This is a genomic window from Actinoplanes philippinensis (assembly GCF_900113015.1).
Taxonomy (GTDB): domain Bacteria; phylum Actinomycetota; class Actinomycetes; order Mycobacteriales; family Micromonosporaceae; genus Actinoplanes; species Actinoplanes philippinensis.
The window spans coordinates 473,291-487,119 of the sequence record NZ_FONV01000011.1 but is presented as its reverse complement, the minus strand read 5'-3'; the positions used below and the strand labels follow the sequence as shown (position 1 = coordinate 487,119).

Annotated in this window: 11 protein-coding genes; 4 read left to right on the top strand and 7 right to left on the bottom strand. The window is 71.1% G+C overall.

Features of this window, described 5'->3' with window-relative positions:
* Positions 1–114: 114 nt before the first annotated feature.
* Together BM290_RS30450 and BM290_RS30445 are read right to left on the bottom strand one after the other, a co-directional pair.
* Positions 115–570, bottom strand: coding sequence for a GNAT family N-acetyltransferase (locus BM290_RS30450; RefSeq protein WP_093619332.1), 456 nt, complete (start codon positions 568–570; stop codon positions 115–117).
* 9 nt (positions 571–579) lie between these two features.
* Complete coding sequence (locus BM290_RS30445) at positions 580–1,083, bottom strand: DUF2199 domain-containing protein (protein ID WP_093619331.1); 504 nt, start codon at positions 1,081–1,083, stop codon at positions 580–582.
* A gap of 116 nt (positions 1,084–1,199) precedes the next feature.
* Here BM290_RS30445 and BM290_RS30440 point away from each other — a divergent pair, with 116 nt between their 5' ends.
* Positions 1,200–2,444, top strand: coding sequence for a GAF domain-containing sensor histidine kinase (locus tag BM290_RS30440; RefSeq protein ID WP_093619330.1), 1,245 nt, complete (start codon positions 1,200–1,202; stop codon positions 2,442–2,444).
* On the opposite strand, the gene BM290_RS30435 is transcribed toward BM290_RS30440, so the two are convergent.
* The 3 genes from BM290_RS30435 to BM290_RS30425 form a co-directional block, all read right to left on the bottom strand.
* Positions 2,373–4,679, bottom strand: a complete 2,307-nt coding sequence (locus BM290_RS30435) for a bifunctional polysaccharide deacetylase/glycosyltransferase family 2 protein (RefSeq protein ID WP_093619329.1) — start codon at positions 4,677–4,679, stop codon at positions 2,373–2,375. The two genes, BM290_RS30440 and BM290_RS30435, sit on opposite strands and share 72 nt — an antisense overlap.
* Positions 4,676–5,248, bottom strand: coding sequence for a hypothetical protein (locus BM290_RS30430; RefSeq protein WP_093619328.1), 573 nt, complete (start codon positions 5,246–5,248; stop codon positions 4,676–4,678). Before BM290_RS30430 ends, BM290_RS30435 begins: the two co-directional genes overlap by 4 nt.
* Before the next feature lie 439 nt (positions 5,249–5,687).
* Positions 5,688–7,271 carry a dolichyl-phosphate-mannose--protein mannosyltransferase gene (locus tag BM290_RS30425; RefSeq protein ID WP_239143736.1) on the bottom strand — a complete coding sequence of 528 codons (1,584 nt, stop codon included), beginning with the start codon at positions 7,269–7,271 and terminating at the stop codon, positions 5,688–5,690.
* A 76-nt stretch (positions 7,272–7,347) separates the two neighbouring features.
* On the opposite strand from BM290_RS30425, the gene rsmI reads away from it, so the two are divergent.
* Positions 7,348–8,205: a 16S rRNA (cytidine(1402)-2'-O)-methyltransferase gene (gene rsmI, locus BM290_RS30420; RefSeq protein ID WP_093619326.1), complete on the top strand. Its 858-nt coding sequence runs from the start codon at positions 7,348–7,350 to the stop codon at positions 8,203–8,205.
* Positions 8,206–8,282: 77 nt separating this feature from the next.
* On the opposite strand, the gene BM290_RS30415 is transcribed toward rsmI, so the two are convergent.
* Positions 8,283–9,248 carry a hypothetical protein gene (locus BM290_RS30415; RefSeq protein ID WP_093619325.1) on the bottom strand — a complete coding sequence of 322 codons (966 nt, stop codon included), beginning with the start codon at positions 9,246–9,248 and terminating at the stop codon, positions 8,283–8,285.
* Positions 9,249–9,380: 132 nt separating this feature from the next.
* Here BM290_RS30415 and metG point away from each other — a divergent pair, with 132 nt between their 5' ends.
* Both metG and BM290_RS49250 read left to right on the top strand, forming a co-directional pair.
* Positions 9,381–11,186 (top strand): methionine--tRNA ligase, encoded by a 1,806-nt coding sequence (metG, locus tag BM290_RS30410; protein ID WP_093619374.1) that lies wholly within the window; start codon positions 9,381–9,383, stop codon positions 11,184–11,186.
* A gap of 153 nt (positions 11,187–11,339) precedes the next feature.
* On the top strand, positions 11,340–12,707 hold the full coding sequence (locus BM290_RS49250) for a hypothetical protein (RefSeq protein WP_203779515.1): 1,368 nt from the start codon (positions 11,340–11,342) through the stop codon (positions 12,705–12,707).
* A gap of 52 nt (positions 12,708–12,759) precedes the next feature.
* Here the strand turns inward: BM290_RS49250 and BM290_RS30400 are convergent, their stop codons facing one another.
* Positions 12,760–13,794: a hypothetical protein gene (locus tag BM290_RS30400; protein WP_093619324.1), complete on the bottom strand. Its 1,035-nt coding sequence runs from the start codon at positions 13,792–13,794 to the stop codon at positions 12,760–12,762.
* Positions 13,795–13,829: the final 35 nt, after the last annotated feature.

Below are 13,829 nucleotides of genomic sequence, written 5' to 3'. Positions count from 1 at the left end.
CATCGACACCCTTCACCTTTACGCCGGCCAACCACACAGATGTACGGGCCAACCGCCCGGTAGTCGCCCGTACACCGCCGCCGTCATCCCTAGCGGGAGTTAGGACTTACTCGTCTAGGTGAGGTCTCGGACGGCGACGGTCTCGCCGTCGGCTGTCTCGCCGGTGGGGTGGAAGCCGAGGCGGGCGTAGAACGGGGCCGGGCCGCCCTCGCGGGCGTGGTAGGTGACGTAGGCCTGGGCGCCGCCGCGGGAGCGGATCTCGGCGCAGACGGCCTCGACGGCGAACGAGCCGTAACCCTTGCCCTGGTGGTCGGCGGCGATGTTGAGGCGCCACAGGCCGGAGCGGCGGTCGGTGTCGTCCGGGTCGGTCCACGGAATGTCGAGGAACGCCATCACGAAACCGACGAGCTCGTCGCCGTCGTAGACGAGTCGTGGCCAGGCCTGGTCGCCGTAGACGTACGCCTCGGCGAGGGATTTGACGACGGGTGCGACGAGGTCGGCCTGGTCGGGGCGGACCGCTATCTGCAGGGCCGCCTCGTAGTTGCGGGGGTCGATCGCGCGCAGCTCCATCAGCGCAGGCTAGCGGTGCAGGTGGAAGGAGGCGATCTCCTCCACCCGGGCGCGGGTGATGCCGGCGAGCTGTTCGACGGCGAGCGGGTGCCCGGTGGGTTCGAGTTCGATGTACGGCAGCTGTCCCACGGCTCGGGTGTGCACGTTGGTCCGCAGGTTGAGCGTCGACGGCTCGTACCCCGCGATGATGTTGGAAAGCCAGCCGAAGTAGGGCGGCTCCGTCTCGCGGCCGGGCTGCTCCCACACGTCGACGGCGCGGGTGAAGCTCGGCCGGCTCAGGGACACCCACATGCTGTAGGTGAAGATGTCGCCGGTGTCCCACACGGGCAGCTCGATCAGGCCGCGGACGAAGAACTGCTCGCCGGCGATGACGCAGATGTCGGCGTCCAGCAGGCAGCCCTCCTGCCCGGCCATCTCCGGCTGCCAGTAGTCCGGCGCCGGGGCGGCGAAGCTGAGCGGCGGGCCGTCGTGCAAGGCGCCGCACGTTCCGCAGGCGAACTGCTCGGTGCTCATGGCCGCGAAGCATAACCGCTCGTCAGGAGCCTGCGGGCACCGCCAGTTCCGGGAGAAATGCGCAGATTGCTACTTTTGAGTGGTACCTCTGAAGCAAGTCTCGGAGGTGACGCCCCATGAAAGCACCACTGCCCGACAACGAGATCGAGCGGCTGGCCGCGCTCTACTCGCTCGACATACTCGACAGCCCCCCGGAGAAGGACTTCGACGACATCGTCGCGCTGGCCGCAGGTGTCTGTGAGACGCCGATGTCGGCGGTCAGCCTGGTCGACGCGGATCGGGAGTGGGCCAAGGCCAGGACCGGTGTCGAGGTGGCGGAGACCTCGCGGGACGTGTCGTTCTGCGCCCACGCCATCCTCGGCCGCGACCTGATGCTGGTGCCGGACGCCCGCGAGGACGACAGGTTCGCCGACAACCCGACGGTGACGGCCGAGGGCGGGATCCGGTTCTACGCCGGTGCGCCGCTGCTCACCACCGACGGGTTCGCGCTCGGCACGCTCTGTGTGATGGACACCGAGCCACGGCGGCTGGACATGGAGCAGCAGCAGGCCCTGCGTGCCCTGGCCCGCCAGGTCACCGCCCAGCTGGAACTGCGGCGGTACGCGTTCGCGCTGGCCAACACCACGGCCCGGCTGCAGGAGCTGGAGCGCCGCAAGGACGACCTGGCCGGGCTGGTCGGCGGGGAGCTGCGGTCGTCGCTGCGGCTGATGTCGGCGTATCTGGAACGGCTCGGCGACACCGGATACCACGACGCCGAGATGGGCGACCTGGTGGCGCGGGCCACGGCGGCGCACTGCCGCAGCTTCCGGGAGCTGATCGACCACCTGACCACGATGGCCGACGCGGGGCTCGGCGGGGAGAGCCTGCACATGCGGCAGTGTGATCTCACCCGGGTCACCCAGCGGGCGGTGGAGGCGGTCCGGCCGATCGCGGCCAGCAAGCACATCTGGATCCTCAATCAGGCGGGCGGCCCGTCGCTGCCGATCATCGCCGACCCGGTCCGTCTCGAACAGGTGCTGACGCACCTGCTCTTCGCGGCGGTGAAATACACACCGGAGGGCGGCCGGGTCCGGGTGGGCACGGAGATGGAGTCCGGTCCGACGGTACGGCTGGACGACATGGACCTGCCCGACGGGATGCGACCCGACCTGTTCCCGCACCTGTATTACGGCGCGATCGCCAACCCGGCGGACGTGCCCGGCCCGGACCGCGGACTGGCCGTGGCGAAGCGGATCCTGGACGCCCACCACGCCACCGTGGCCCTCTCCGACCGGCCCGGGGACGGCACCTCACTGCACGTCGTGTTCCCGTACGCGTCCATGGACCCGGCCGAGCTGATCCGGGATCTGGCGATCGCCTGAGCCGCGCGTACGCCCGTCCCCGATCGGCAGCGGTCCGGCCGGGGGCGGGGTCACGTGTCTCTTCTGAGCCGGCACCCGTACGCCGTCCGCGGCCGGTGGCGACGCCAGCCCGGCCCGGTCGAGCTTGTGCCAGCGCAGCCGTCCGCCGGTCAGCGCGGTGGTCGCCGACTGGAGCAGCACCAGGTACATCAGCTGCCGGTAGGCGAACTGCTGCAGCGGAAGCTTGAGCAGCGGCTTCCACGACTCCCGGTCCATCCGGAACGCGACCGCCGCGGTGAACAGTTGCAGCGCCAGCATGCCGAGCCAGGCGATCGCGGTCTCCCGGAGCTCCCAGAAGACCAGCCCGTAGACGAGCATGATGTCGACGACCGGGGCGAGCATCGGCAGCGCCAGCCCGAAGAGTGCCAGGAACGGCAGGCCGGCCCGCCCGAACCGGCCGGACGCCCCGGAGTCGGTCAGCGCCCGGCGGTGCTTCCACATCGCCTGCATCGTCCCGTAGCTCCACCGGTACCGCTGCCGGTACAGCTGCTCCATGGTGGTCGGCGCCTCGGTCCAGGCCCGGGCGTCCTGCGCGTAGACGACCCGCCATCCGGCCCGGCACAGCGCCATGGTCACGTCGGTGTCCTCGGCCAGCGTCTCGTCGCTCACGCCGCCGACCTGGGCGAGCGCCTCCCGGCGGAACGCGCCGATCGCGCCGGGCACGGTCGGCATGCAGTTCATCACCTCGTAGAGGCGGCGGTCCAGGTTGAAGCCGATCACGTACTCGATGTGCTGCCAGAGGGCGACGGTGGTCTCCCGGTTGCCGACCTTGACGTTGCCGGCGACAGCGCCCACCGACGGGTCGGCGAACGGCTGGACCAGCAGCCGCAGCGACTCGGGCTCGAAGATCGTGTCGCCGTCGACCATGACGATCAGGTCGTGCCGGGCCATCGCCACGCCGGTGTTGAGGGCGTTCGGCTTGCCGCCGTTGGGCACCCGGACCACCCGTACGTTCGGCAGGCCCATCCGGTCGACCAGGTCGGCGGTGCCGTCGGTGGAGCCGTCGTCGACCACGACGACCTCGATCCCGGGGTGGTCGCCGCAGGCCAGTGACCGGACCGCGGCCTCGATGCCCTCCTTTTCGTTGTAGGCGGGCACGATCACCGACACCGGCTCGGTGACCGGGGGACCCCACCGCCAGCCCGGTTTGCGGCGCTGCCGGGCGTGCCGGGTGGCGAGCAGCAGGAGCAGCAGGGTACGCCCGACGGTGAGCACCCCGACCACCACGAAGAGCACGGCGATCACGGTGACCAGGCCGTCGGCGAGGCCCACGGTCCACACCACGGCGGCGCCCCGCCATGTGTCGCCGGACGGGGCCCGGGGGTTGAGCGGCAGCGCCGGGTGGGCGCCCGCCTGCGCGGTGATGCCCAGGTTGAGTCCTTCGGTGACGGTGGTGAACCGGTAGCCGCGAGCCTTCATCCGCGGGATGAACCGGTCGAGGGCCGCGACGGTCTGCGAGCGGTCGCCGCCGGCGTCGTGGAACAGGATGACCGCGGACTGGTCGCCGGCCGGCGTGGCGTCGGCCACGATCCGGTCGGGGCCGGGGCGCTGCCAGTCGTTGCTGTCGGTGTCGTTGACCACGACCAGATAGCCGAGCGCCCCGGCCTCCTTGATCAGCTTCCAGTTCACCTCGTCGATCGCGGCGTTCTTCGACGAGTAGGGGAACCGCGCCAGGTGGGTGCTCACGCCGGTGGCCCGGGCGATGGCCGTCCGCGTCTGGGACAGCTCCAGCTCGCGCCGCCACGGCGCCAGCCGCTGCATGTTGGGGTGCGTGAAGGTGTGCAGGCCCAGCTCGTTGCCATCGTCCACGACCTGTTTCGTCAGCTCCGGGTTGCGGGCCACCTGGGAGCCGACCACGAAGAAGGTGGCGTGCGCGTCGTGCCGGCGCAGGACCTCCAGGACCTTCGGCGTCCACTGCGGATCGGGGCCGTCGTCGAAGGTGAGCGCGATGGTGCGCTCGGGCAGCCGGGTGGTGCTCTCCTGGCCGCCGGTGGTGTTGATGATCGGGCCGCCGCGCAGGATCGCCGACGGCACCCCGGCCTGGTCGCCGACCTCGTCCTGGATGTGATCGCCGGTGAACTCGGCGTTGACGTAGGCCTGCACGACCAGCACCGCCACGAAGAACGCGACGAGCGTCGAGCCGAGCAGCACGCGGGGCCGCGGGAGGATCCGGCCGCGGGCCGGGCGGGCGCTCACGGCTGCGGTTTGTGCGGTGGCACGGCCGGAGTGGCCGGCCCGCTGGTCGGCGGGTTCGGCTCGACCGTGGGCTGCTGGGTCGCGGTGGCCGACTCCAGCGGTCTCGGGGCCGGGCTGCCCGAGGTGGCCGACGGGGTGGCGGTGGGCTTCGCCGAGCGGGACGTCTTCGTGGACGCCTTGGCCGAGGCGGAGGCGACGGGCCGGCGCTGGTCGCCGCCGTCGCGGACGGCCGACTCGATCCGGCGGGCCGGGGAGACGCTCGGGGTCGGGGTGGGCGCCGGCGTCGGCTGCGGTTTCGGGTCCGGCTCGTCGTTGTCGTCCTCGTCGTCGAACCCGGGCAGCGGCAGCACGGCGCTGGAGCTCACCGGTCCTCCGGCGAGGCTGATGGTGACCAGGCCGCCGTAGGCGACGAGGAGGACGCCGAAGGCCAGCGCGACTCGCCGGAGGAGTCGGCTGCGCCGGCCGGTCGAGTCCACGAACACCGGCGCGGGTTCCGGTACGGCGATCACTTCCGTCTCGGCCGCGGCGGTGTCGGTGTCGGGCGTGGTCGGGGGTTCCTGCGATGTCACCCGGCGAAGCCTAAGAACATTTATCGCGATCTTGGCACGAATCACCCCTAAGGGGGACGGCCGACCGATCACATGAAATGGGACGAATTGTCTTTGGCCCGGTGGGGACGGGTGCGCCCGCGGGTCGCCGCCATTTCCATGAGCTGTGGCGCGGGGCGAGAGCGAAAGAGGTTACGCCGCCGCGCCGGGCATTTTCTGTCGTATTCCCGACTCATTTATCGAGCATTTCTCGCAAAACGAAAAATTACTTAAGTCAGGTAGAGGGTGAATGTCCGAATCACTGGGATGGTGGCATCGCTCCGACAATCTCGCCGGGCCACCCGTTGTGCGGGACATCTCCGCTCGTTAAGCTCTCCTTGCGCGCCCCAATCGCCCGCTTCCCCCGTGGCAGGCGATCGGGGCGCGCCCTTTCGTTTCAGGCGCTCACGAGCCGGGCCCGCTAGATCCAGCGGCCGCCCAGCCACATCCGCACCGACCAGTCGTCGTAAGGCATGAGCGTGCCCACGAAGATCGGGTGGAAGTAGGCGAAACAGAGCGCCACCAGGATGACGTAGGTGCTCACCACGACGGTGCCCACCAACTGCCGGTCGGTCCGCGCCGCGCCCGAGGTCATCCCGTCGGCCGGCGTCATGATCGCCCCGAGGACGTAGACCACCGCCAGGATGAGGAACGGCAGCGCCGGCATCGCGTAGAAGGCGAACATGGTCCGGCCGTCCTTGACCGCGAAGTAGAACCACGGCAGCAGCCCGGCCACCACGCCGGTCATGATCGCGTAGGCCCGCCAGTCGCGCCGGGCCACCCCGAACCAGGCCATCACGCCCAGCGCCGGCAGGAACGACCACCACAGGATCGGCGTGCCCACCAGCAGGATCTCGGCCGCGCAACTGGCCGCGCCGCAGCCGCCCGCCGCGTTCCAGTAGAACGCCACCGGACGCCCCAGCAGCAGCCACTGCCACGGCCACGACTGGTAGGTGTGCTTCTGCGTCAGTCCGGTGTGGAACTTGAACGCCTCGGAGTGGTAGTGCCACAGGTTCTGCAGGGCCCCGATGACCGGCGGCTCGCTCCAGCCGTTGTCGGCCCGGTAGTGCCGGAAGTAGCCGTTGTCGGTGACGAACCAGCCGGTCCAGGTCGCCAGGTAGACGGCGATGGTCAGGCCGAAGGTGAGCACCAGCCAGCCGATGTCACCGAGGATCCCGGCGATGATCGGCCCGCGCACACCGGCCGAGCGCCGCGCCTGCGCCCGCCAGACGAACACCAGGCCGGCGAAGAACGGGGCGAAGAACAGCGCGCTCCACTTGACGCCGCAGGCCATGCCGAAGGTGATCCCGGAGACCAGCAGCCACCACGGGACGAACCGCGGGACGGCCGGCGTCACCGCCGGGTCGAAGCCGTCCTCCAGGGCACGCTGCCAGCTGCGCCGGTAGTGGTCGCGGTCGAGCACCAGGGCGGCGAACGTCATCAGGATGAACAGCCCGAGGAAGATGTCCAGCAGCGAGGTGCGCGACAGGACCAGCTGGAACCCGTCGAGCGCCATCAGCAGACCGGCGATCCCGGCCAGCACGACCGAGCGGAACAGCCGGTAGGCGACCCGGATGAAGATCAGCACCATCAGGGTGCCGGCCACCGCGGTGGAGAACCGCCAGCCCATCTCGGTGTTGCCGAACGGGATCTCGCCGAGCGCGATCAGCCACTTGCCCAGGGGCGGGTGCACCACGTACGCCGCGCCGTTGACCTTCTCGTCCCACTCGAACCCGTGCTGGAGCATGTCCCACGCGTCGGTCGGGTAATACACCTCGTCGAAGATGTACCCCTTGGGCCGGTCGACCCCGGCGAACCGCAGGATCCCGGCGATCACCGTGATCACCACGGTGACCAGCCACGAATACGGGTCGAAGCTCCGGTCCAGCGTCGACAGGCGTCGCCGGACGATCTCTGGGATGGCTCGCCCCGCCCGGTACGGCTCCGTCGCAACGGGGGAGTCCGCGGGGGTGAGTTCTGTCTCAGCTGTGGCCGCCGTCGTCACCCCGCGATCGTAGGCCCCGTCGCTGAGAACGTAGGCCCGCCGTCGGCGCGTCCTGTCATGTGATGGACTTTTCGCCATGCCTCATGGAGAAGAAGCCGGCGGACGGGTCGTGCTCGCGGGCGCCCCGCTGGGCAACACCGGCGACGCCTCGGCACGCCTGCGCGAGGTCCTGACCTCGGCGGATGTCGTCGCCGCGGAGGACACCCGGCGCCTCGCCCGGCTCGCCCGGGACCTCGGCGTCACCGTCGGCGGGCGGATCGTCTCCTACTTCGAGGGCAACGAGGAACGGCGTACCCCCGAACTGGTCGAGGCCCTGCGGTCCGGCGCCGTCGTCGCCGTGGTGACCGACGGCGGCATGCCGAGCGTCTCCGATCCCGGATATCGGCTGGTCCGCGCCGCGCTCGACGCCGGTTTCCCGGTCACCGCCGCGCCCGGGCCGAGCGCCGTGACCACCGCCCTGGCCCTCTCCGGCCTGCCCAGCGACAGATTCGTGTTCGAGGGCTTCCTGCCGCGGTCCGGCTCCGGGCGCCGCGCCCGGCTGCGGGAACTGGCCGCCGAGCCGCGCACCCTGGTCTTCTTCGAGGCCCCGCACCGGATCGCCGGCTCGTGCGAGGACCTCGCGGCGATCTTCGGCGCCGACCGGCCGGCCGCGATCTGCCGCGAGCTGACCAAGACCTACGAGGAGATCCGGCGCGACACCCTCGGCGCGCTGGCGGCCGGTGCCACCGCGGATCCGCCGCGCGGCGAGATCACCCTGGTGGTGGCGGGCGCTCCGGCCGGGCTGGCGGCCACCCCCGACGACGACACGCTGCGGGCCGAGGTGGCCGGGCGGGAGGCGGCGGGCGCTTCGCGCCGCGACGCGATCCAACAGGTCGCCGACGCTCACGGCCTGCGAAAACGCGCGGTCTACGCCCTGGTCCACGAAAACCGCTGATCCGGTACGCGCCACCCGCCCCGCTTCCTGGCAAGAGGCTTCGGCGTCCTCGGCGCTCCGCTTGATCGGGCCGCTGCTCAGTAAGCGGCGACCAGGAATCCGCCGAGCAGGAGCAGCGGCCCCAGGAAACTGGCGATCGTCGCGCCGCGCCGGGCCGGCCGGGACGGCAGCCGCCGTGCCCCGGTCGTCGCCGCGATGCCGTGACCGCAGAGCAGCACCAGCAGGAAGCCGAGTCCCCAGCGCAGGTGCATGAGCGGTCCCGGCCCTGCGGTGTACGCCTGGTCGCTCCCGGGCCCGACCATCCGGGCCGACGAGACCGCCCCGGGCCGCCGCCCGTCCCCGGCGATGCCGAGCAGCGTGACCGGGCCGGCCGAGAACCCGTCGGTGGCGAACTCCCCGACGCACCGCTGGGTCAGCCCGCTCCCGTGGCAGCTCGTGGTGACCGCGTACCCCCGGTCGCCGTGCCCGACCGCCAGCCAGAACGGCTCCGCGCTGACCCAGCCGAAGAACGCCGCCGCCAGGCTCAGCACGATCAGGCAGAGCAGCGCGGAGAGCGGGTTGGCGGCGGGCCGGCGTGGTCGCGGGGCGGGCAGGGGCTGGGTCGCCTCGGCGGCGGCGCGTTCCTCGTCGCTCATCCAGAACGGCGAGTTCGCCAGCCGCTCCTCGACCTCGGGCGCGGCGAGCACCTCGGCCGGCGGGCCCGCGGGCGGTGGGCCGGAGGGCGGTGGGCCCGAGGGCGGTGGGCCGGAGGGCGGTGGGCCCGAGGTGGGCGGGTCTGAGGCCGGCGGCCCGTAGCCGAGCGAACCGTCGGCGGGCGGGCTCGCCGGGACCGGGCTCCCCACGGGCCGGGCCGCGGGCTCGATGATCATCAGCTCGCCGGTCGTGACCGGCCGGTCGGCCCGTTGCTCCGGCGGGAGCCCGGCGGGGGCCGCGGGCGGTTCGGCGGCCGGTTCGCGCCACCAGGCTTCCCCGGCGCCGGGCGGCGCCCACGGGCTGCCCTGTCCCTGAGGTGTTTCCCCTGGCTGCGGTGGGTTTCCGGTCACCTGCTCATCTAACGCCGCGGCCCTGGGCGGAGCACGTCACTGATCGGGCGTGTCGGGACAAATCGGTATACCTGTCGGGGAGGCGGTTATCCGTTCGCGGGCCGCCGTGAGCGGTCACTACGCTTGTACGTCATGAGTCACGTTCTCGCCGCGGTCGCCTGGCCCTACGCCAACGGCCCGCGCCACATCGGTCATGTCTCCGGCTTCGGGGTGCCCTCCGACGTTTTCAGCCGGTACATGCGGATGGCCGGCCACGACGTGCTCATGGTCTCCGGGACCGACGAGCACGGCACCCCGATCCAGGTCCAGGCCGACGCCGACGGGGTGACCCCGCGGCAGCTCGCCGACCGCTACAACCGGGTGATCGTGGAGGACCTGCACGGGCTGGGCCTCTCCTACGACCTGTTCACCCGGACGACCACGCGCAACCACTACGCGATCGTCCAGGAGCTGTTCGAGGGCCTGCACCGCAACGGCTACATCGTCGCGCGGACGACTCTGGGCGCCATCTCCCCGTCCACCGGCCGCACCCTGCCGGACCGCTACATCGAGGGCACCTGCCCGATCTGCGGCTACGACGGCGCCCGCGGCGACCAGTGCGACAACTGCGGCAACCAGCTCGACCCGGAGCAGCTGGTCAACCCGCGCTCCCGGATCAACGGGGAGACCCCGCAGTTCGTCGAGACCGAGCATTTCTTCCTCGACCTGCCGGCGTTCGCCGAGGCGATCGGCAGCTGGCTGGACCACCGGGAGAATTGGCGGCCCAACGTCCTCAAGTTCTCCCGCAATCTGCTCGACGACCTCCAGCCCCGGGCCATCACCCGTGACCTGGAGTGGGGCGTCCCGATCCCGCTCGACGGCTGGCGGGACCGCGCCGACAAGCGCATCTACGTCTGGTTCGACGCGGTCATCGGCTACCTGTCGGCGTCGATCGAGTGGGCCCGCCGCACCGGCGACCCGGAGGCCTGGCGGCAGTGGTGGTCCGCCGACGCGCAGGGCAAGGACGCGCTCGGCTACTACTTCATGGGCAAGGACAACATCGTCTTCCACTCGGTGATCTGGCCGGCCCTGCTGCTCGGCTACTCCGGCGAGGGCGACAAGGCGGGCGCCGCCGGCGAGCTGGGCCGGCTCAACCTGCCCACCGAGGTGGTGTCCAGTGAGTACCTGACGATGGAGGGCAAGAAGTTCTCCTCCTCCCGCCGGGTGGTCATCTACGTGCGCGACTTCCTCGAGCGGTATGACGCGGACGCCCTGCGTTACTTCATCGCGGCTGCCGGCCCGGAGTCCAACGACACCGACTTCACCTGGGCCGAGTTCGTCCGGCGCAACAACGACGAGCTGGTGGCGGGCTGGGGCAACCTGGTCAACCGGTCGGTCTCGATGGCCGCGAAGAACTTCGGCGAGATCCCGGCGGCCGGTGAGCTGACCGAGGAGGACCGCGCGGTGCTGGCGGTCGCCAAGGCGGGCTTCGCCACGGTCGGTGAGCTGATCGGCAAGCACCGGCAGAAAGCGGCGATCGGCGAGGCGATGCGGGTCGTCGCCGAGGCCAACAAGTACCTCTCCGAGCAGGCCCCGTGGAAACTGAAGTCCGATGAGGACAAGCCGCGGCAGGCGACCGTCCTGCACGTGGCGCTGCAGGTGGTCAGCGACGCCAACACGCTGCTGACCCCGTTCCTGCCGCACTCCGCACAGAAGGTGTTCGAGCTGCTCGGCGGCGAGGGCGTGCACGCGCCGATGCCGCGGATCGAGGAGGTGGAGGACCTCGACGGTGGTCCGTCCTACCCGATCCTGACCGGTGACTACACCACCGGCGCGCGCTGGGAGTCGGTGCCGCTGGTCGCCGGGACGCCGCTGGCCGCTCCGAAACCGGTCTTCCGCAAGCTCGATCCGTCCGTCGTGGACGAGGAGCTGGCCCGTCTGGGTGGGGACGAAGCCTGACCGAACGGATCGTCTTCGTCAAATACGTTGATCCCCTGTGGCCCCGGAGGGTAACTTCTCTGGTGCCACGGGGGAACGGGGGCGTTTCATCGGTACGGTTGCGTTCCGATTGCTCGGCTCCTTCGTGTGGCTCTCACCTCTCGAAGGAGTTCCGTGAAATCAAGCCTCGCGCGGCCCGTCGTGGTCGCGGTCGTCGGCGGCGCTCTCATCGCGGGCAGTGCGCTCGCGGGCTCGCCGGCCTACGCGTCCCCGGGCTCGCCCGCTGACGCCACCCCGCCGGCTGCCAGCGTGGAGTCCGCCTCCACCCTGGACACCACCGACCCGGGCGCCGGCGCCGATTCCGGTACCGGCACCGATGCGGGCACCACCACCGACCCGGGCACCGGCACCATCGACCCGGGTCCGGCCGACCCCGGCACCACCGACCCCGGCACCACCGACCCCGGCACCACCGACCCGGGCACCACCGACCCGGGCACCACCGACCCGGGCACGACGGACCCGGGCACCACCGACCCCGGCACGGTCGACCCGGACACCACGGTGCCGACCGGCTCGTTCCGGCTCAACTACACCTCGGTGTGGACGGGCCAGCAGATCAAGGTCGACCAGAACGCGAACGAGTACAACGACTCGGGCGACGACAAGGCCACCCTCAAGCGGGTGGTGAGCTGGGGCGACGGCACCAGCACCGCGCTCAGCCCGAGCACGTTCAGCGCCACCAAGTCGTACAGCCGCGCCGGGTCCTTCAAGGTCACGGTGATCGTCACCGACCCGACCGGAAACGTCTCGGCGATCCCGGCCCGGACCGTGGCGGTGACCGTTCCGGCGGGCAAGGCGTCGCTCAACCGCAAGTCCGTCTACCAGGGCGGACAGTTCAAGATCAACGTCAGCAAGGTGCCGGCCGGCGCGACCAAGTACCGCATCGACTGGAGTGACGGCTGGGGCTCGGCGCACAAGTCGACCACCAAGTCGCTCACCGGGCGCGTGCTCTACCAGTACAAGTGGGACGCCGCCAAGAAGAAGTACGTCCAGGTCGGCACCGGCAAGCTCTCCGGCGTCCGCGCGATCAAGATCTCGTGGGGCAACGCCAAGGGCTACGGCGCCTGGCAGACGATCGGCAACCTCAACGTCGTCAAGGACGGCTGGAAGCCGAGCCTGACCATCAAGAAGCCGTCCTCGCCGAGCCGGGCGAGCTCCTGGCGGACGATCACCGGCACGGTCGCCGACAAGGGCGCCGGCGTGGCCGGGGTGCGGGGCACTGCGATCCGGATCACCTCGACCGGCAAGTCGTACTGCCTGACCTCGGCGCGCAAGTGGAAGCGCTACTACAACGACGCTCAGCTGATCAAGTACTGCTACGGCCAGGGCGCCAAGGCGACGCTCAAGAACGGCAAGTGGACGTTCAAGGTTCCGGCCGGCGTCGGCAAGAACCAGGTCTTCGGTGTCGAGATGTGGGCCTGGGACTACGCGGACAACCTCCGCAGCACCTACCGGGTCGCGCGGATCACCCGCAGCTGATCCACCTCCGATGCCCGTCGAGCCGTCCCGGCCCGGCGGGCATCGCCCTTTCCTACAGCTGGTACGCGATCTCCGCGATGTGGTGGTCGGTCAGCTCGTTCATCGGCGCCCACGCCTCGTAGACGCCCCGCTCGTAGCACCGCGCCCCGACCGCGTTGATCGTGTCCGCGTCCGGGCGCAGCAGACGCAGCCGGGCCCAGGTCTCGTCACGCTGCAGCACCCAGCACGGCACACCCCGCCAGCGCGCCTGCTCGGCCCGCCGGGACAGCGTCTGCACCGGATACCGTGCGGCCCGGGTCAGCGCCCGCACCCGGAACTCGCCGGGCGGGTCGGCGACCGCCTCGTACTCGTTGCTGTCGATCCGCCCGACCAGCCGGGATGAGGCCGCCGCCGTGCACGGCACGTACTCCCGGTCCGGGCTGCCACCGGGGATCTCGGACAGCAGACCGCGCCAGCGGGGGCCGGCCAGCCGCAGCCAGCCGTGCTGCTCCGGCTGGTACGTGTACAGCACCACCTCGTCACCGCCCGGCAGATGGGCGAGCAACTGCGCGTTCGCCGACAGCGGCAGGTCCGCGAAACCGGCCGTCACGTACTCCGGGATCAGATCGTCGGTGCTCGGGCTGAACCCGGTGCCGAGCACCATCGCCCCGATCCGCGAGTGCCCCGGCAGGCCGGGCAGTCCCGGCTGGGCCGTACCGGACGGCACCTCGTAGTCGAGCGGGTCGACGGCCCGCCAGCGCAGCGCGAACGTGACGTGGTCGTCGGCCAGCCCGTCGGTGCGCAACAGACCCAGCGCACGGGGCTCCTGCAGGTGGGCGATGTCGCACGAGCGGTAGCAGAAGCCGTACGGCAGCCAGCCGCCGAGATGACCGGCGACCTGGGCCGGGGACAGCACCTTCGTCATCCGGGTGCCCCGGCGGACCGCGGCGGTCGCCCGGATCCGGCGCAGCTCCGGATCGTCCCGGTATCCGACGGACTGGCTCATCGACTGGACCTGCTGCCAGCTCAGGTCGCGGCGGAGCGGCGCCATCAGGGGTGGGTCGAGCGGGTCGGCGCCCAGATCGCTGTCCTCACCGGTCACGGTCACGGGCCGCAACCTAAGTGACCACGGTGGATATCGGA